We start from the raw sequence: 17721 nt of genomic DNA, 5'->3' as shown, positions 1-17721 counted from the left end.
GTGTGTGGCAGCGCAAGCTGCCACCTGATGGAGAGAAGAGATGGCCGGCGCAAAAGAGATACGTAACAAGATCGGGAGTGTGAAGAACACTCAGAAGATCACCAGCGCTATGGAAATGGTGGCAGCGAGCAAGATGCGCCGTGCGCAGGAACGCATGTCTGCCAGCCGTCCGTACGCTGAAACCATGCGCAAGGTGATCGGCCATATCGCTCAGGGGAACTTGGAATACAAGCACCCCTACCTCATCGAACGTGAGGTGAAGCGAGTGGGTTACATCGTCGTCTCCACCGACCGTGGCCTGTGTGGTGGTCTGAACATCAACCTGTTCAAGGCTGCCCTCAATGATATGAAGCAATGGAGCGCGAAAGGTGCCAAGGTTGACCTGGCATTGATCGGTAACAAGGCCTCCAACTTCTTTGAACGGCACGGCGCCAAGGTGAAAGCCCACGTCTCCGGACTGGGTGACAACCCGAGCGTCAATGACCTGATCGGTTCAGTGAAGGTCATGCTGAAGGCTTACGACAACGGTGAGATTGACAGGCTGTATCTGGTGTACAACAAGTTCGTCAACACCATGGTTCAGCAACCAAAAGTCGATCAACTGCTGCCTTTGCCCGTAACAGAAGACAGCAAGCTCGCCAAGAAGCACCACTGGGACTACCTCTATGAGCCGGATCCCAAGCAACTGCTGGATACCCTGCTGATTCGCTACGTCGAATCCCAGGTCTACCAGGGTGTGGTAGAAAACTTGGCAAGTGAACAGGCAGCCCGAATGGTTGCCATGCAAGCCGCGACTGACAACGCCGGCAACCTGATTAACGATTTGCAACTGGTATACAACAAGGCCCGTCAGGCCAGTATTACCCAGGAGCTCACAGAGATCGTTTCCGGTGCTGCTGCGGTGTAAGGCAAGGGTTATCAAAGGTTTAGAGGATTTGACATGAGTAACGGTTTCATCGTCCAAATCATCGGCGCTGTGGTGGACATCGAGTTCCCGCAGAATGCCGTGCCCCAGGTGTACGATGCACTGAAGGTTGTCAGCGAAGGCCAAGGCCAGGGTCTGGTACTGGAAGTTCAGCAACAGATCGGCGGCGGCGTCGTGCGTTGCATCACCATGGGTTCCTCCGACGGTCTGCGTCGTGGGTTGGAAGTAGTTAACAGCGGCAAGGCCATCCAGGTACCGGTCGGTACCTCGACCCTGGGCCGTATCATGAACGTACTGGGCGACCCCATCGACGAGAAGGGTCCGATCGGCGAAGAAGAGCGTTGGTCCATCCACCGCGAAGCCCCCAGCTACGAAGATCAGTCCAACAGCACCGAGCTGCTGGAGACCGGCATCAAGGTTATCGACCTGGTATGTCCGTTCGCCAAGGGTGGTAAGGTTGGTCTGTTCGGCGGCGCCGGCGTAGGCAAGACCGTCAACATGATGGAGCTGATCCGTAACATCGCGATCGAGCACAGCGGTTACTCCGTGTTCGCCGGTGTAGGTGAGCGTACCCGTGAGGGTAACGACTTCTACCACGAGATGATGGAGTCCAACGTACTGGACAAAGTATCTCTGGTTTACGGTCAGATGAACGAGCCGCCCGGAAACCGTCTGCGCGTGGCGCTGACCGGCCTGACCATGGCCGAGAAGTTCCGTGACGAAGGTCGTGACGTGCTGTTCTTCGTGGACAACATCTACCGTTACACCCTGGCCGGTACCGAAGTATCCGCACTGCTGGGCCGTATGCCCTCCGCAGTAGGTTACCAGCCGACCCTGGCCGAGGAGATGGGTGTTCTGCAAGAGCGCATCACCTCCACCAAGACTGGTTCCATCACCTCCGTACAGGCCGTTTACGTGCCTGCGGATGACTTGACCGACCCGTCTCCGGCGACCACCTTCGCCCACCTGGATGCGACCGTCGTACTGTCCCGTCAGATCGCGGCACTGGGTATCTACCCGGCCGTTGACCCGCTGGACTCCACCTCCCGTCAGCTGGATCCGCTGGTGGTTGGCAAGGAGCACTACGAGACCGCTCGTGGCGTTCAGACCGTACTGCAGCGCTACAAGGAGCTGAAGGACATCATCGCCATCCTGGGTATGGATGAACTGTCAGAAGAAGACAAACTGACCGTAGCCCGTGCCCGTAAGATCGAGCGTTTCCTGTCCCAGCCGTTCTTCGTGGCCGAAGTATTTACCGGTTCTCCGGGCAAATACGTGCCGCTGAAGGAAACCATCCGTGGCTTCCAGGGCATCCTGAAGGGCGAGTATGACGATCTGCCGGAGCAGGCGTTCTACATGGTTGGCGGCATCGACGAAGTCGTCGAGAAGTCCAAGAAACTGTAAGCCTCGATAGGAGGGCCCATGGCTGAGATGATCTCCTTTCACCTGGATGTGGTGAGCGCCGAAGGAAAACTGTTTTCCGGTCGCGTGCAATCCGCCCAGGTATCAGGCTCCGAAGGTGAGCTGGGTCTCCGCCACGGTCATGCTCCGTTGCTGACTGCCATCAAGCCGGGCCTGGTCCGCTTGATCAAGCAAAATGGTAGCGAAGAGGTGCTGTACATCTCCGGCGGCATGCTGGAAGTACAACCCGAAGCCGTGACCGTGCTGGCCGATACCGCCATTCGCGCAGACGATCTGGATGAGGCGAAAGCCCAGGAAGCCAAGCGTCGTGCCGAAGAGCGGATCAACAGCTCCCATGGTGATATCGACTATGCTCAGGCGTCTGCCGAGCTGGCCAAAGCGATGGCCCAGCTGCGGGTTATCGATATCGTCAAAAAGAATTACCGCTAATCACGGTGATGCAAAAAGCGACCTTCGGGTCGCTTTTTTTTTGCCCGTTGGATAGACTCCGCCCAGCATTTCCACCTGTTTCAAAGGCTAGCTATGTCTCTCAACGTCGTGATCCTGGCTGCGGGCAAAGGCACCCGCATGCGTTCCTCCCTGCCCAAGGTGCTGCACCCCGTTGCCAGCAAGCCCATGGTCTCCCATGTGATCGAGACCGCCCGCCAGATCGGTGCCGAACAGCTGCACCTGGTCTATGGCCACGGCGCCGAACTGCTGAAGGAGCGGATCCAGGCATCCGACCTGAACTGGGTGCTGCAGGCTCAGCAACTGGGGACCGGCCATGCCGTCGCCCAGGCCATTCCGTTCTGGCATGACGAAGACGACGTGCTGGTGCTCTACGGCGATACCCCGCTGATCCAGCCCGAGACCCTGCAACGGTTGCTGGCCGCCAAGACCGACGATGGCATGGCGCTGCTGACCGTGGTACTGGACAACCCGACCGGCTATGGCCGCATCGTGCGGGAACACGGTCAGGTGGTCGGCATTGTCGAGCAGAAGGATGCCAACGTCGAGCAACTTGCCATCCGCGAAGTGAACACCGGCGTGCTGGTGGCCAACGGTGGTCAGCTGCGCAGCTGGCTCTCCCGCCTGGACAACAAGAATGCCCAGGGCGAGTTCTATCTGACTGACGTCATCGCCATGGCCCATGGGGATGGTTGTGCCATCGCCGCCGTCCACCCTGACAGCACCATGGAAGTGGAAGGGGCCAACAACCGGGTGCAGTTAGCCCAGCTTGAGCGCAGCTACCAGCAGATGCAGGCCGAGAAGCTGATGATCGCTGGCGCCACCCTGCTCGATCCGGCCCGTTTCGATCTGCGCGGCACCCTGGAAATCGGGGAGGAGGTGGTGATCGACGTCAACGTCATCATCGAAGGCAAGGTGGTGCTGGGCAATCACGTGCGCATCGGTGCCGGCAGCGTATTGAAGGATTGCGTGATCGGCGACCACACCGAGGTGAAACCCTACTCCGTCATCGAAGGTGCGCAAATTGCCGACCAGTGCTCGGTCGGGCCCTTTACCCGCCTGCGCCCGGGTGCCGTGCTGGAGCAGGATGCCCATGTCGGCAACTTCGTCGAGATGAAGAAGGCTCGGCTGGGGGTGGGCTCGAAGTGCGGTCATCTGACCTATCTGGGTGATGCCGAGATCGGAGCCGGGGTGAATATCGGTGCCGGCACCATCACCTGCAATTACGATGGGGTGAACAAGTTCCAGACCATCATCGAGGACGATGTCTTCGTCGGCTCCGATACCCAGCTGGTGGCGCCGGTGCGGATCGGCAAGGGGGCGACCCTGGGGGCGGGTTCCACCATCACCAAGGATGTGGCGGAAAACGAGCTGGTGATCACCCGGGTGCCCCAGCGCCACATTCCGAACTGGGCTCGCCCGGTCAAGAAGAAGTGATGCCCGATCAATGAAATGCAAACCGGCGCCCGAGGGCGCCGGTTTTTTTGCTTATGGCTGATGGCTGGTGTCACTGGTCGATGGCTGGGGGGCCGCCCATGCGGTGGCGGAGGGACTGTTCTCCATCACCTGATACCAGTCGAGCTTGCGAGTCAGCCCCATGACCAGCGCCAGGGTGGCGAACAGCAGCAGGGCGCCGAGCAACAGGGCTGTCTCCTCGGCCTGCAGCAGCCCGAACAGGATGGCGTAGACCAGCCCCAGCAGGGCGGCGAATCCCATGCCCTGTTTTGGGCCGCCCAGCACATGGCTCAGGTAGAAGCCGTTGAGGGCCACACTGGCCAGGGCGGCAATGAGATAGGCCCAGGCAAAGCCGAGATGCTCGGTCAGCGCCAGCAGCACCAGATAGAAGATGGCCAGCCCCATGCCCACCAGCGCGTACTGGATGGGGTGTACCCGCAGCCCCTTGAGCAGCTCGAACATGAAGAAGCTGATGAAGGTGAGGCCGATGAACAGCAGGGCATATTTGGCGGCCCGCTCGTTCAGCTGATAGTGATCCACCGGTTGCACCAGGCTGACGCTGAATGACGGCAGTTTGGTACCGGCTCCCTTCATCATGCGGTTGAAGCGGCTCTCCATGTCGGTGGCGAACCAGCTGGTCTGCCAGCTTGCCTCGAACCCTTGATCCGCAAGGGTGCGTTCACCGGGCAGAAAGTCGCCGAGAAAATTGGGATGGGGCCAGTTTCCGTTCAGGTGAAACCGGCTGTCCTGTCCGAGCGGCACCACTTCCAGCGCATTCATGCCTTGCAGATCCAGCTCGATGTGAAAGCGGCCATCTTCGTCTGGCAAGGCGTCGAGCGGGGCATGGATCCCCACTCGCCCGTCCCCCAGCTGGGCGCCAGGGGCAAACGGGATGCGTTGCTCCCCCCATTGCAGTTCGGGTACGCGGCTGATGCCCCGGGCATCGGAGAGGATCAGGCTGAGATAGGGTTTGCCCGGCACCAGGGCGGGATCCGCCGGGTCGAAGCTCAGGTTCGGGTTACCGGCCACCAGCCCCTTGTCAGCCAGGCTGGTGGGCATCAGGCCGGAGAGGGAGAGGCGACTGTGATAAATCTGGGCCTGATAGATACCGAGCTTGCGCGGGGTCACCTCCATGCTGGCCCGCACATCCAGCCTCTTGGGCAGCAGGTAGCGATAGACCTGCTCCTTGCGCACGAAATGTTTGCCATCCTGCTCGACGGTGACGGCTCGGGTATAGGGCTGCACCAGTACGGGCCCCATCAGGCGCTGTGGCCCGCTGTGGCTGGCCATGATGCTGTGAATGGCCTGATTGCGATAGGCCTGGCGCTCCCGATTCAGCTCCATGATGGCGTGAACCGGGATCATCATCAGCAGGCAGAGCAACAGCAGCAGGGCGATCTTGTGGGTGAAAATCTGTTTGACCATGACACGTCTCCTTGTTGTTGAACGGGAGTGTGCCGGGGTCGCGTGAAGGGAGGATGGGGCAGTGTGAAGCGGTGGTGAAGGGGGATAAAAAAACCGGCGCCAGGCGCCGGTGTTGCTGGCATCAGAGTGTCTTCAACCGGGCCGGCAGGGCGGCGAACACCTCCTCCCTGGCCCTGAGGGAAGCGAACTGCTTGCCCGGCTTCTGGATAACGGTGTGGACGAAGATGAGCGTCTTGTCCTGTTTGCTGGCCCAGCCGACGAACCAGCCGATCTGCTGCTCCCTGTCCAGGCTGCCATCCAGCAGCTTGGGGTAACCCATGCCGGTCTTGCCGTGGATCTGCCAACCGTCGATGTCGGGCTGACGCATCAGGTTGGCGGTATGGCGCAGGGTCTGGGCGGAGACCGGCAGCTTGCCGCTCACCATCTTGCCAAGGAAGCGGGCTTGCTCCTGGGGGCTGATGGCGAGGCTGGCGCTGAGCCAGGCCTGGGTCAGACCGTCGTGCTTGCCCGGGTTGCCTTCGAGATCCCGGTTGCCGTAGTCGAAGCTGTCCACGTAGTGCTGGAAGCGAGCCTCTCCCAGCCACTCGGTGAGGCGCTGCGAGTACCAGATGACCGAGAATTGCATCCAGCTGCTCGGGGTGGTTGTCTGTTTCCACTCCGGCAGGAAATCAGGATCACCGGCCTTGAACGGCAGGGCCGGCAGCTGTTCATCCACCAGAAAGCCGCTGTCATAGCCCATCAGTGCCAGCGGGATCTTGAAGGTGGAGGCCGGGGTCAACTGGGCGGCACAGTCCCCCTGGGTGCTGACGGGTTTGCCGGTGCTGTCGGCAAACAGCATGCAGCCAGAAGCGGCGCTGGCAGGCAGTGCACAGAAGAGGCCGGCGGCAAGCAGACCGGACAACAGCATACGGGGCATATCTATCTCCTTGATTAATATGAATGCGCATCGACGGGGACGGTCGTCATCGAGGAGGTGCAGCTTAGCCCGGCTCTGTGTGCTTGGTGTGAAGTGTCCTCAGTTGCCGGGCAGCCACAGTGTGGCCAGCACCCCCCCGCCCGGCTGATTGGCAAGAGCAAGATGGCCGCCATGCTGGCGTGCCACCTCCATGGCAAAACTGAGCCCGAGGCCGCTGCTTTTTCCCTTGTCCGGCCTTGGCAGGGAGTAGAAACGCTCGAAAATCCTGGGCAGCGCAAAGTCGGGAATGCCTGGACCCTGATCCCGCACCCGGTAGCAGTAACCCCCCTCCTCCATGGCGCCGCTCAGCACCAGGGTGCTGCCGGCGGGGGCGAAATCGAGGGCGTTGTCCAGCAGGTTGCCAAGGGCCTGCTCCACCAGCAGGGGATCCCACTTCTGCTTCTGACTTTCCCCCAGCTCGGCGTGCAGGGCGATCTGGCGGCGCTGGGCCTGGATCTGGCGGGCGTCGAGCACCCGTCTGCCCAGCCGGGCCGGCTCAACGGATTGTCTGTCCAGCCCCTGCCCTGATTCGAGGCGGGCGAGTTGCAGCATGCGTTCGATCAGCTGCTGCATGCGAGCCGTCTCCAGATTGATGTTGCCGATAAAGCGCTTTGCGATGTCCGGCGGCGGCGCCTCGGCCAGGATCTCCCCCGCCCCGCGAATTGCCGCCAGCGGGCTTTTGAGCTCGTGGGTCAGGCTGTGGACATAGGCCTCGATATAGGCCTTGCCGTACAGTTGGCGGCGCATGGTCTCCAGGGAGTGGCCTAGCCTGTCCAGTTCGGGGCTGTAGAGGCGCGGCAGGCTGGCGGGCTGACCCTGGCTGATTGCATCCGCATAGTGCACCAGCTTGCCGATGGCGCGGTTGAGCCACCACACCAGCAAGGCGCCGATGAGCAGCGAGATGAACAGCAGCAGGGCCGCCCCTTTCAGCAACTGGTGTTCGCTGCGCTCTATCATGGGCTGCAGGGTGCTGTTGGGCTTGGCGACGGTGAGGGAGCCGAGGATGCCATCCCCTTCCCGCAGCGGGGCGGCCACGTGCATCACCGAGCTGGCGGGATCGTCGGGGTCGCTGCGGGTGCTGCGGGCGCCATATTCGCCACGCAGGGTCAGGTAGACGTCGTTCCAGCGGGAATAGTCCTTGCCCAGATCCACCCCGTCCGAGTCGTAGACCACCCTGCCTTTTGCGTCGGTCACATAGATGCGGTACTCCGCCTGCTGCTTGAGGTGGCCATCGATGAGGGCATTGATGGGACTCTGGTTCAGGCGGGCGAAGGCGCTGGCCAGCCGACCATTCGCCATCTTTCCTTCCTGCATGTCGTCCAGGGCCAGGGGGGCCAGCATCTGGGCCATGTCCACCAGGGTATCTTCGGTGGCGCTGCGTACCCCGGGCTTGATCTCCTCGACGAAGATCTCCAGCACGAACCAGGCGGCCAGGGCGAAGATCAGCACCAGGCCGCACAGCAGTTGCAATCCGATTCTCATCTCATCCCCCTGCCGATGCCCGGCCACCCTGAGTTCATGCCAGCTCCAGACTGTAGCCCAGCCCGCGGTGTGTCAGGATCAGGTTGGCGTCAGGGTCCCGCTCTCGCAGCTTGGCTCTCAGGGTCTTGATGTGGGTGTCGACGGTGCGATCCAGACTCTCTTCCGCATCCTGCCACACCAGATCCATCAGCTGCTGGCGGGAGTAGACCCGACCCGGCGCCTGCATCAGGGTCTTGAGCAGCAGGTACTCATAGCGGGTGAGCGTCAGGGGCTGGCCCAGGAAGCAGATTCGTGCCCGCTCCTCGTCCAGGGCGAGTGGCTGTATCGGCTGGTAGGGGGCGGGCTGACTGCGGCGCAGGATGACCCGCACCCGGGCGCACACCTCACGGGGCGAGAAGGGTTTGGCCACGTAGTCGTCTGCCCCTATCTCCAGCCCGATCAGCCTGTCTATCTCCTCGCTGCGAGCGGTGAGAAACATCAGGGGAATATCGGTCAGTGCCCGCACCCGCTTGCACAGTTCGAAACCGCTGATGTCCGGCAGCCCCACATCCAGGATCAAAAAATCCGGTCGCGTCTGTTCCAGTCGCGCCAGCAACGGCTGACCGAGGGGGAACCACTCCACCTCGAAACCATCGGTCTGCAGGGCATAGATCAGGGTATCGGCAATGCTGGCTTCATCTTCCACCAGCCAGATGAGTCGTTTTTGCATGGCGTCCTCGTCGCAAATCGGTTCCTCATTCTGGCATCGAACCAAATCGGATCCTATTTGCCGTTTGATTTTTCCCGAAAAGGCATTAATATTTCGCCATTCTTTCGAATCGAAACTTACAAATGACCAAACGCAACACACAGCAGCGCCGTCACACCATAGTGAGTCTGGTGCAGGAGCAGGGGGAAGTCAGCGTCGATGCCCTGGCCAAACACTTCGCCACTTCCGAGGTGACCATCCGCAAAGATCTGGCGGTGCTGGAGACCGGTGGCCTGTTGCTGCGTCGCTACGGCGGTGCCGTTCCCCTCCCCAGCGAGATGGTGGTGGACAGCAACCCGGAACAAGTTTCGAATCGAAAGCTGGCCATTGCCCGCGCCGCCGCCGAGCGGATCCGCGATCACAACCGCGTCATCATCGACAGCGGCAGCACCACCAGCGCCATGATCCCCATGCTGGGCAACAAGCGCGGCCTCATCGTCATGACCAACTCCCTCAATGTGGCCGGTGCCCTGCGTGAGCTGGAAAACGAACCCACCCTGCTGATGACAGGCGGGACCTGGGATCCCCATTCCGAATCCTTCCAGGGGCAGGTGGCGGAGCAGGTGCTGCGCTCCTATGACTTCGACCAGCTCTTCATCGGAGCCGACGGCATCGACCCGGAGCGGGGCACCACCACCTTCAACGAGCTGGTGGGCCTCTCCCGGGTCATGGCCGAGGTGTCGCGGGAGGTCATCGTCATGGTTGAGTCGGAAAAGATCGGCCGAAAAATCCCCAATCTCGAGCTGCCCTGGTCCGGCATCCATACCCTGGTGACCGACGAGGGGCTGAGCAATGCGGCCAGAGAACAGATTCAGGCCAGGGGGATCACGCTGATTTGCGCCCCCGTGGCCGTGTGATTTGAACAAACCATTATCCAACCGAATTAACGTCTTACGTTTCAAGGAGAAGTCTATGTGTGGCATCGTCGGGGCCGTCGCCCAACGTGATGTGGCTGAAATCCTGGTAGAGGGCCTGCGCCGTCTGGAATACCGTGGCTACGATTCGGCCGGTGTCGCCGTGTTCAGCGCCAACCAGCCGCTGCAGCGGGTGCGTCGCCTCGGCAAGGTGGCCGAACTGGCCAAGGCACTGGAAGAGCAGTCCGTCCACGGTGGTACCGGCATTGCCCACACCCGCTGGGCTACCCATGGCGAGCCGTCCGAGCGCAATGCTCACCCCCATGTCTCCGAGCATATCGTGGTGGTGCACAACGGCATCATCGAGAACCACGAAGAGCTGCGGGAAGAGTTGAAGGCGCTGGGCTATGTGTTCAGCTCCGACACCGACACCGAAGTGATTGCCCACCTGATGCACCACGAGCTGAAATCCGCCCCCAGCCTGCTGGCGGCCATGCAGGTCGCGGTCAAGCAGCTGCGCGGCGCCTACGGCACCGTGGTGATGGACAGCCGTGACGACAGCCGCGTGGTGGTGGCCCGCTCCGGCTCCCCCCTGGTGATCGGCCGCGGCATCGGCGAGAACTTCATCGCCTCCGACCAGATGGCCCTGCTGCCGGTGACCCGCCGCTTCATCTTCCTGGAAGAGGGCGATGTGGCCGAAGTGACCCGCCGCGACGTGCACATCTTCGATACCAACGGCCATGCCGTGGTACGCGAGGAGCTGGAGTCCGAGCTGTCCCACGATGCCGGTGACAAGGGCGAATACCGACACTACATGCTCAAGGAGATCTACGAGCAGCCCAAGGCCATCACCAACACCCTGGAAGGCCGCCTGGGCAGCGATCACGTGGTGGTCGAGTCCTTCGGCAACGGCGCCCGCGCCATCTTCGACAAGGTCGAGCACGTCCAGATCGTCGCCTGCGGCACCTCCTACAACTCCGGCATGGTGGCCCGCTACTGGTTTGAAGAGATCGCCGGTGTCTCCTGCGACGTGGAGATCGCCTCCGAGTTCCGCTACCGCAAGTCGGTGGTACGCCCCAACAGCCTGCTGGTGACTCTTTCCCAGAGCGGAGAAACCGCCGATACCCTGGCCGCCCTGCGGTTGGCCAAGGAGTCCGGTTACATGAGCTCCCTGGCCATCTGCAACGTACCGGGCTCCTCCCTGGTGCGTGAATCCGACCTGGCCTTCATGACCCGGGCTGGGGCAGAGATCGGGGTGGCGTCCACCAAGGCGTTCACCACCCAGCTGGCCGGTCTGCTGATGCTGGTGGCCTCCGTCGGTCACTGCCGTGGCAACCTGAGCGCCGCCGCCGAGGCCGAACTGGTCAAGGCGCTGCAAGCCCTGCCTGTGCGTATCAAGGAGAGCCTGGCCCTGGCCAAGCAGATCGAGACTCTGGCCGAAGAGTTTGCCGACAAGCACCACAGCCTGTTCCTCGGTCGTGGCAGCCAGTACCCCATCGCCATGGAAGGGGCGCTCAAACTCAAGGAGATCTCCTACATCCACGCCGAGGCCTATGCCGCCGGTGAGTTGAAGCATGGCCCGCTGGCGCTGATCGATGCCGAGATGCCCATCATCGTCGTGGCGCCGAACAACGATCTGCTGGAGAAGCTCAAGTCCAACGTGGAAGAGGTGCGTGCCCGTGGCGGTATCCTCTATGTGTTCGCCGATGCGGACGCCGGTTTCAAGAGCGACGAGACCATGCGGGTGATGAGCCTGAACCACGTGGAAGAGATGATCGCGCCCATCGTCTATACCGTGCCGTTGCAGTTGCTCTCCTACCACGTGGCCCTCATCAAGGGCACCGACGTGGATCAGCCGCGCAACCTGGCCAAATCCGTGACTGTGGAATAAGCCGTCGCCGGAAATGAAAAAAGAGCCGCATTGCGGCTCTTTTTATTTTGGCAAAACAGACTACGACAGCCGCAGGTTGGTGATGGTGACGTCGTCCAGGGAAGGCACAATGATGCCGCTGGAGATGCTCTTGGCGATCGCCTGGTTGCGGTTGCGCGAGTCCGTCTTGTTGGTGACCTGATTGAGGTGGAAGTTCACGGTTCGCTCGCTGATGCCGAGGATGGTGGCGATCTCCCAGGAGGTCTTGCCCTCGCTGGCCCAGAAAAGGCACTCCTTCTCCCGATCCGACAGCTCGGCCAGGTATTTCATCAGGTCTGGTCTGGCCTTGATGAGGGTCAGGGCCGAGTTGAAGATGTAGCTGGCGCAGAATGACAGCAGGGGAACGTTTTCAAACATCAGATCGGAATTGGACTTCTCCTTGCTGATGAAAGAGAGGATGCCGTGTTCCCCCTGCGGCGTGTGCAGCGGGAAGGAGACGCCGTTCCTCACCCCGAAGTCGGCGGCCAGGTTCATCACCTCCCTGCTGGCGCTGGGCAACCAGGGGGCATCGCAATCGAGCTTGTTCCAGAAGATGGGCTGGGTCTGCTTCAGTCCCAGGAAGACGACCGGATCCTGGGTCAGGTAGTGCCGTTCCGAATAGGCATCAAACCAGCTGGTGGGGCAGTTGTTGAACAAGGCCACATGGGATTTCTGCATGCTGATGGGGAAAATAATCAGCAAACGGAAGTAATCAAACCCCATCTGATGACTGAAGCGCTCCAGTTGTTGCTGGATCTCGCTGGTCTTTTTCGCCTTGGTGAACCGATCTATGTGTTCCCAGATCGCATCGTTAAACATGTAAGTCTCCTTTTTCGATCACTTATCTTGCTGATCGAAAAGACATTTTTTAGTTATTTAAAATGGTGTTGCGACTACCAACGCCAGTTATTCCCGTACTTGTCTAAAAAGTATCCTGTTTTTTCGGCCAGAGGCCAAGAAAATCATCTGATTGCCAGTGACCCTACTCTTTGAGACAATGAGAATAGTTATCATTGTTAAGATTTATATCATGAACAAGTTTTGGGGTTTGGCCTTGTTACCACTGTTAGTCCACTTTGCTGCTGGCGCCGACGAGCTGGTTGCACCGGCACTGAAAAACAGCATCGCCGCCGGGAAAGCCTCCCAGCTGCGTGTGGAGAAAGCCGCCGATGGCGCCGTCGCCGCCAGGATTGAGCTGCAAAATGCCCAACTACAACTGCGGGATCTGGAAGCCTACAACCGCTACATGCAGTCTCTGGTGGCCGATCAGCAAAACGAGCTGGGCAAGCTGAACCAGCAGTTGGAGGCGGTACAGGAGACCAGACAGGGGCTTGTCCCCCTGATGCTGCAGATGCAAGCCGATCTGGAACAGCTGGTACAGGATGACATCCCGCTGCGCAGGGAGGATCGTCTGGCGCGGGTTGCTGCCTTGAAAGCGACGCTGGCCAGAGCCGATGTGAGCGAGGCGGAGAAGTTCCACCAGCTATTGCAGGCCTATCAGATTGAAGCCGAATACGGCAGCAGGCTGGACCATTATTCCGCCGAGCTGGTGCTGGATGGCGCACCGCGCCGGGTCGACGTGCTGGCACTGGGCCGGGTCTCCCTGCTGGCGATGACCGCCGATCGCTCCCAGGCGTGGCGCTGGTCTGCCGAGCACAAGCAGTGGCAAGCCCTCGACGGCCAGTGGCTCTCCCCCATCGCCGAGGCGCTGGAAATGGCTGCCGACAAGAAGGTTCCCCAGTTGTTGAATGTCCCCCTTTCCGTCAGCCGTGGTCAGGAGGCCCAGTCATGAGCGTCACCATGAAGTGGTTACCCCTTGCCCTCGCGCTCTCTCTGGGCACCACAGCCGCCGTGGCCGAGGAAGCCTGGCAGCAGCAGGAACAGGCCCGTGAGCAGAAGGCTCAGCAGGATCTGGCATCTGTCTCCAGGGAGCTGAGCAGTGCCCGTGCCAAGCTGGCCGAGGCCCAGCGCCTGAGCAAGGAGCTGGCCAGTCAGTTCGCGGCCAATGAAAAGCAGCTGGTGGAGCTCAATACCCAGTGGGAGCAAGCCTCCGGCGACATGAACGACATCTTTGCGGTCACCCGTCAGGGCGCCAGCGATGCGGTCAAGTTGCTGAGCGAATCCGCCGTCGAGGGCCAGTATCCTGATCGTCTCGCCCCGCTGAAAACCATGGCACAGGATAAACAGGTGCCTGATCGCGCCGCCCTTGCCCTGCTGCCAGCCACCTTGCTGCAGGAGATCCGCGAATCGGGCCGGGTTGCCCAGTTCAACGGCAAGGTGCTCGATGCCCAGGGCGTTGCCAGCGAGCAGACGTTGACCCGGATCGGCAGCTTCGCCCTGCTGGGCGATGCGGGTTTCTTGCAACCGGAGGCCGAAGGCCTGAGTCCGGTGCTGGGCCTGCCAGGCAGCGTGCTTTCCGCTGTGGCCGCTTATCAGGGTCAGGAGGGAGAAGCGTTGCCGCTGGATCCCTCCCACGGTGTTCTGCTCGATATGCTGGCCCAGGCGCCCACCTTCTGGCAGCAAGTCCAGCAGGGCGGCCAGGTCGGCGCCATCATAGTGCTGCTGGCAGCCATCGGCCTGGGGATCGCTGGAGTACGGCTGTGGAGCCTCTCTCGCGAACTGGGTCGGGTTCGTCGCCAGCTCAAGAGCGGTGAATATCATGCCGGCAACGCCCTCGGCCGGGTGCTGACGGTGGCTGACAAGCATCCAGAACTGAGCATGGAGACCCTCGAACTGCGTCTGGATGAGGCGATCCTGCAGGAGACCCCTCGCCTGGAGCGCGGCATCGGCATGGTCAAGGTGATCGCGGCCATCGCCCCCATGCTGGGTCTGCTCGGGACAGTGACCGGTATGATCGGCACCTTCCAGGCCATCACCCAGTTCGGTACCGGCGATCCCAAGATCATGGCGGGCGGCATCTCCATGGCCCTGGTCACCACGGTGCAGGGTCTGGTGGCGGCCATTCCGCTGATCCTGGCCCACAGCCTGTTGCAGTCCCGTTTCACCGAGCTTTCCAACGTGCTGGAACAGCAGGTGGCCGGGATCCTGGCCGAGCGGGCCGAAAGCAATGGTGACAGGGTGGAGCGGGTAGCATGATGCTCGACATCTGGCAGCAGTTGCAGAGCTTCATGGGCCGTGGCGGCCCGGTGCTCTGGGTCATTCTGGCCTTGCTGGTGCTGATGTGGATTCTGATGATCGAGCGGCTGCTCTACCTCAACCTGGGGTTTGCACCGTTGCAGCGTGAGCTGCTGGGCCGCTGGCAGGCGCGTCGCGAGCGTCACAGTTGGCACGCTCGCGCGATTCGCGGGCGCTGGCTGGCAGAAGTGGAGCTGGCGCTCAACCGTCATCTGATCTTCATCCGCACCCTGGTGGTGCTCTGCCCCATGCTGGGGTTGCTGGGTACAGTGACCGGCATGATAGGCGTATTCGATGCGCTGGCTGCGGCCAACCGCTTTAACCCGGAGAGCATGGCGGGCGGGATCTCCCGCGCCACCATCCCCACCATGGCAGGCATGGTGGTGGCCCTCTCCGGCGTGTTGTTACTCAGCCGGCTCGAGAGTCAGGCCAAGCGTGCGCTGGCCAAGACCCGGGACGGCCTGCGAGAAGAGAAGGTAATGCAATGAGACGGCAATCCAAACGCCAGCGCGATGAAGTGCAGATCGACATGACCCCCATGCTGGATATCGTCTTCATCATGCTGATCTTCTTCATCGTGACCACCTCCTTCGTGCGCGAAGCCGGGCTTGAGGTACACAGACCCCAGGCCAGCCAGGCCAAGGCGCAGAAATCGTCCAGCATCATGCTGGCGATCGGCGCTCAGGGGCAGATCTTCCTCGACCGCAAACAGGTGGATGTGGAGCGGGTGCAGGCCACCCTCGCCAGACTGTTGGCGGAGCAGCCCGAGGCAAGCCTGGTGATCCAGGCGGATGAACGGGTACCCCACGGCAAGGTGGTGCGGGTGATGGATGAAGCCAAGGCGGCAGGCATCGCCAACATCGCCGTGGCGGTGGCACCGAAATGAAACACAAGTTGATGAGCCTGGGACTGGGGATCGCCCTCAGTCTGGGCATCCTGCTGTTCATGGCCACCCTGGTGGAGCCGCCCGGAGGGGAGAAGGCGACCACAGAGCAGAAATCCATCGTCATCAACATGCAGAACGAGGTGACCGAGGTACAGGTGCGTGAGCGGCCGGTACCCCAGGAGCCGGAACCCCTGCCGGAGCCGCCTGCCGCGCTGGCCTCGACACCGATGCCCATGCCGGCGGCGGCCCCGTTGCCTTCGGTACAACCGAGCCTGGATCTGGTCTCGACTCTGAGTGCGGTACAGGTCTCTGCCCCTGGCGTGGCGACCAGTCCCACTCCGGTCGCGAGCGGCAATTTCCATGGTCAGCAGCAGGGCGCTGGAATCGGTGCCGGTGACCTCTTGATGCCACTGCAACGGGTTGAGCCTGTTTATCCCTACCGGGCCCAGCAGGCCGGCATCGAGGGGTCCGTGACCTTGCGTTTCAGCGTCGATGCCGATGGGCGGGTACAGGATGTGGAGGTGGTCGAGGCCAAGCCGAAGCGCCAGTTCGAGCGAGCGGCCATTCAGGCGATCAACAAGTGGCGCTATCAGCCGAGGCCGGGCGCCACCGACAAGCTGGTGCAAGTCATCACGCTCAAATTCAAATTGGAGTCATAACCATGTTGCGGATCTGGATCTGTCTGCTGGCCCTGGTCAGCCAAGCCTGTCTGGCGATGGAGGTGAGCCCTCATTTCTCCCGCCAGCTGGAGCCCGTGATGAAGCTCTATCAATCCGGCCAGTGGCAACAGGCCCAGAGCAAGGCGGCTGTGCTCAAACCCGGTTCCGAGGCTGAGCACGCCTGGCTGGCGCAGTTACAGGCCTCTCTGGCCGCCAACCTGCAGCAGACCGCGCAGGCGAGTCGCTACGTGGAGCAGGCTCTGGCCTATAAAGAGTGGCCAGAGCAGCAACGACTTCAGTTGTTGCGTCTGCGAGGGGATATCCAGGCCCAGCAATCCAACTGGTCCGGCGCCATCGCCAGCTACAAGGCCGCATTGGCCATCAAGGCTGACGATGCCTTGCGTCTGCGCTTGGCTGGCCTCTATTACCACAACAAGCAGTACGGCGAGGCAGCCAGCCAGAGTGAACAACTGTTGAAGAAAAGCTGGCAGAAGCAGGCGGCCATCATCCGCCTCTCCGCCCTCACTGCATTGCAGCGTTACGGCGTGGCTGCGGATCAGGCCGAAGAGTTGATCCGCCGCGAGCCGAAAGAGAGCAAGTGGTGGCAGCAGGCTGTGTCGCTCAATCTCTCCGCCAAGCGTGGTGATCGAGCGCTTGCACTGCTGCAAACCGCCATCGACCGTCAACTGATGGATGATGCCACCGCCCGCAACCAGCTGATCCGCCTGTATGCCTGGCAGGGACTGCCCTATCGTGGTGCGCGTATGCTGGAGTCTGCCATGGCCAAGGGGGTGATGAAGCAGAACGCCGAGAATCGCCAATTGCTGGCCCAGTTGTGGGAAGGGGCACGTGAGTGGCCGAAGGCTGTGGACAGCTGGCAGCTGCTTGCCCGGGAACATGCTCATCCCAAGGCCGCCATGCGTGCCGCCGAACTGCTGCTGCAACAGGGCAAGACGGATGCGGCCATGACCCAGCTCGTGGCCATCAAGTCGGTGAAGGGAGAGCAGGGCAACAGAGCCAAGGCCCTGCTGGTGCAGGCACACCTCAATAAAGAACAATATGCTCAGGCGCTGGTGTTGGCTCGCGAGCTGCAACAGCAGAACAACTGGCAAGACAGGGCGACCAGCTGGGTCAACTACATTCAGGCCCAGACTGACGGTATGAACAAAAAAGCGGCATGAAACTGGGGTAAACTCTCATTTCATGGGGTTTAGCCTGCTTTTTCAGCAAACGAGCGCATTTTTACAAAAAGCTCTTGTCATCGCGGCGCGGCTCCCTATAATGCGCCCCTACCAGCACGGCGGACTACGCCAACCTGATGAGCCAGCTTTCTTGCGAAGTGGGCGCCGAAAGAAAAGCGAAAACAACCGCTTGACTTTCGAAGTGAGGAGCGTAAGATGCGCCTCCTCAACGCGATAA

The 17721-nt window shown here is 61.3% G+C and carries 17 protein-coding genes; 12 read left to right on the top strand and 5 right to left on the bottom strand.

The window, feature by feature from the left end:
* Positions 1–40 precede the first annotated feature (40 nt).
* The 4 genes from atpG (at position 41) to glmU (ending at position 4231) form a co-directional block, all read left to right on the top strand.
* Positions 41–907 (top strand): F0F1 ATP synthase subunit gamma, encoded by an 867-nt coding sequence (gene atpG / locus ACVDHI_RS15720; RefSeq protein ID WP_010672261.1) that lies wholly within the window; start codon positions 41–43, stop codon positions 905–907.
* Between the two features lie 33 nt (positions 908–940).
* On the top strand, positions 941–2329 hold the full coding sequence (atpD, locus tag ACVDHI_RS15715; RefSeq protein ID WP_010672260.1) for a F0F1 ATP synthase subunit beta: 1389 nt from the start codon (positions 941–943) through the stop codon (positions 2327–2329).
* A gap of 18 nt (positions 2330–2347) precedes the next feature.
* Complete coding sequence (locus ACVDHI_RS15710) at positions 2348–2776, top strand: F0F1 ATP synthase subunit epsilon (RefSeq protein ID WP_010672259.1); 429 nt, start codon at positions 2348–2350, stop codon at positions 2774–2776.
* Positions 2777–2869: 93 nt separating this feature from the next.
* On the top strand, positions 2870–4231 hold the full coding sequence (gene glmU / locus ACVDHI_RS15705) for a bifunctional UDP-N-acetylglucosamine diphosphorylase/glucosamine-1-phosphate N-acetyltransferase GlmU (protein ID WP_447212259.1): 1362 nt from the start codon (positions 2870–2872) through the stop codon (positions 4229–4231).
* A 51-nt stretch (positions 4232–4282) separates the two neighbouring features.
* On the opposite strand, the gene creD is transcribed toward glmU, so the two are convergent.
* The 4 genes from creD to blrA form a co-directional block, all read right to left on the bottom strand.
* On the bottom strand, positions 4283–5674 hold the full coding sequence (gene creD, locus ACVDHI_RS15700; RefSeq protein ID WP_447212258.1) for a cell envelope integrity protein CreD: 1392 nt from the start codon (positions 5672–5674) through the stop codon (positions 4283–4285).
* A gap of 121 nt (positions 5675–5795) precedes the next feature.
* A complete protein-coding gene (gene blaOXA, locus ACVDHI_RS15695) occupies positions 5796–6590 on the bottom strand; it encodes a class D beta-lactamase (protein WP_323920948.1) in 795 nt (264 codons plus the stop codon).
* Positions 6591–6689: 99 nt separating this feature from the next.
* Complete coding sequence (blrB, locus tag ACVDHI_RS15690) at positions 6690–8111, bottom strand: beta-lactam sensor histidine kinase BlrB (RefSeq protein ID WP_447212257.1); 1422 nt, start codon at positions 8109–8111, stop codon at positions 6690–6692.
* A 34-nt stretch (positions 8112–8145) separates the two neighbouring features.
* The gene (blrA, locus tag ACVDHI_RS15685; protein ID WP_041214171.1) at positions 8146–8820 is read right to left on the bottom strand and encodes a beta-lactam response regulator transcription factor BlrA; all 675 of its coding nucleotides are present in this window, start codon (positions 8818–8820) and stop codon (positions 8146–8148) included.
* 122 nt (positions 8821–8942) lie between these two features.
* On the opposite strand from blrA, the gene ACVDHI_RS15680 reads away from it, so the two are divergent.
* Both ACVDHI_RS15680 and glmS read left to right on the top strand, forming a co-directional pair.
* Positions 8943–9716: a DeoR/GlpR family DNA-binding transcription regulator gene (locus ACVDHI_RS15680; RefSeq protein WP_010672253.1), complete on the top strand. Its 774-nt coding sequence runs from the start codon at positions 8943–8945 to the stop codon at positions 9714–9716.
* 55 nt (positions 9717–9771) lie between these two features.
* Positions 9772–11604: a glutamine--fructose-6-phosphate transaminase (isomerizing) gene (gene glmS, locus ACVDHI_RS15675; protein WP_447212256.1), complete on the top strand. Its 1833-nt coding sequence runs from the start codon at positions 9772–9774 to the stop codon at positions 11602–11604.
* Between the two features lie 60 nt (positions 11605–11664).
* On the opposite strand, the gene ACVDHI_RS15670 is transcribed toward glmS, so the two are convergent.
* On the bottom strand, positions 11665–12441 hold the full coding sequence (locus ACVDHI_RS15670) for a LuxR family transcriptional regulator (RefSeq protein ID WP_010672236.1): 777 nt from the start codon (positions 12439–12441) through the stop codon (positions 11665–11667).
* Positions 12442–12652: 211 nt separating this feature from the next.
* Between ACVDHI_RS15670 and ACVDHI_RS15665 the strand changes: the two genes are divergently transcribed.
* Genes ACVDHI_RS15665 through ACVDHI_RS15640 form a run of 6 tightly spaced genes read left to right on the top strand, consistent with a single transcriptional unit; the run spans position 12653 to position 17483 of the window.
* Positions 12653–13414: a DUF3450 domain-containing protein gene (locus tag ACVDHI_RS15665; RefSeq protein WP_319909549.1), complete on the top strand. Its 762-nt coding sequence runs from the start codon at positions 12653–12655 to the stop codon at positions 13412–13414.
* Positions 13411–14718 (top strand): MotA/TolQ/ExbB proton channel family protein, encoded by a 1308-nt coding sequence (locus ACVDHI_RS15660; protein WP_447212255.1) that lies wholly within the window; start codon positions 13411–13413, stop codon positions 14716–14718. The genes ACVDHI_RS15665 and ACVDHI_RS15660 overlap by 4 nt, the downstream gene beginning before the upstream one ends.
* Positions 14715–15245 carry a MotA/TolQ/ExbB proton channel family protein gene (locus tag ACVDHI_RS15655; RefSeq protein ID WP_010672233.1) on the top strand — a complete coding sequence of 177 codons (531 nt, stop codon included), beginning with the start codon at positions 14715–14717 and terminating at the stop codon, positions 15243–15245. The genes ACVDHI_RS15660 and ACVDHI_RS15655 overlap by 4 nt, the downstream gene beginning before the upstream one ends.
* Entirely contained in the window at positions 15242–15643 is a 402-nt protein-coding gene (locus ACVDHI_RS15650) for an ExbD/TolR family protein (RefSeq protein ID WP_010672232.1), read from the top strand. Before ACVDHI_RS15655 ends, ACVDHI_RS15650 begins: the two co-directional genes overlap by 4 nt.
* On the top strand, positions 15640–16302 hold the full coding sequence (locus ACVDHI_RS15645; protein ID WP_042016113.1) for an energy transducer TonB: 663 nt from the start codon (positions 15640–15642) through the stop codon (positions 16300–16302). Before ACVDHI_RS15650 ends, ACVDHI_RS15645 begins: the two co-directional genes overlap by 4 nt.
* 2 nt (positions 16303–16304) lie before the next feature.
* The gene (locus ACVDHI_RS15640) at positions 16305–17483 is read left to right on the top strand and encodes a hypothetical protein (protein ID WP_201927644.1); all 1179 of its coding nucleotides are present in this window, start codon (positions 16305–16307) and stop codon (positions 17481–17483) included.
* The last annotated feature ends 238 nt before the right edge of the window (positions 17484–17721 follow it).

The organism is Aeromonas sp. 25-248 (assembly GCF_053005425.1).
This window is presented reverse-complemented; position numbering and strand designations above follow the sequence as displayed.

Coding starts and splice junctions, on each gene's coding strand:
- atpG (WP_010672261.1), top strand. CDS start 41: ATGGCCGGCGCAAAAGAGATACGTAACAAGATCGGGAGTGTGAAGAAC.
- atpD (WP_010672260.1), top strand. CDS start 941: ATGAGTAACGGTTTCATCGTCCAAATCATCGGCGCTGTGGTGGACATC.
- ACVDHI_RS15710 (WP_010672259.1), top strand. CDS start 2,348: ATGGCTGAGATGATCTCCTTTCACCTGGATGTGGTGAGCGCCGAAGGA.
- glmU (WP_447212259.1), top strand. CDS start 2,870: ATGTCTCTCAACGTCGTGATCCTGGCTGCGGGCAAAGGCACCCGCATG.
- creD (WP_447212258.1), bottom strand. CDS start 5,674: ATGGTCAAACAGATTTTCACCCACAAGATCGCCCTGCTGCTGTTGCTC.
- blaOXA (WP_323920948.1), bottom strand. CDS start 6,590: ATGCCCCGTATGCTGTTGTCCGGTCTGCTTGCCGCCGGCCTCTTCTGT.
- blrB (WP_447212257.1), bottom strand. CDS start 8,111: ATGAGAATCGGATTGCAACTGCTGTGCGGCCTGGTGCTGATCTTCGCC.
- blrA (WP_041214171.1), bottom strand. CDS start 8,820: ATGCAAAAACGACTCATCTGGCTGGTGGAAGATGAAGCCAGCATTGCC.
- ACVDHI_RS15680 (WP_010672253.1), top strand. CDS start 8,943: ATGACCAAACGCAACACACAGCAGCGCCGTCACACCATAGTGAGTCTG.
- glmS (WP_447212256.1), top strand. CDS start 9,772: ATGTGTGGCATCGTCGGGGCCGTCGCCCAACGTGATGTGGCTGAAATC.
- ACVDHI_RS15670 (WP_010672236.1), bottom strand. CDS start 12,441: ATGTTTAACGATGCGATCTGGGAACACATAGATCGGTTCACCAAGGCG.
- ACVDHI_RS15665 (WP_319909549.1), top strand. CDS start 12,653: ATGAACAAGTTTTGGGGTTTGGCCTTGTTACCACTGTTAGTCCACTTT.
- ACVDHI_RS15660 (WP_447212255.1), top strand. CDS start 13,411: ATGAGCGTCACCATGAAGTGGTTACCCCTTGCCCTCGCGCTCTCTCTG.
- ACVDHI_RS15655 (WP_010672233.1), top strand. CDS start 14,715: ATGATGCTCGACATCTGGCAGCAGTTGCAGAGCTTCATGGGCCGTGGC.
- ACVDHI_RS15650 (WP_010672232.1), top strand. CDS start 15,242: ATGAGACGGCAATCCAAACGCCAGCGCGATGAAGTGCAGATCGACATG.
- ACVDHI_RS15645 (WP_042016113.1), top strand. CDS start 15,640: ATGAAACACAAGTTGATGAGCCTGGGACTGGGGATCGCCCTCAGTCTG.
- ACVDHI_RS15640 (WP_201927644.1), top strand. CDS start 16,305: ATGTTGCGGATCTGGATCTGTCTGCTGGCCCTGGTCAGCCAAGCCTGT.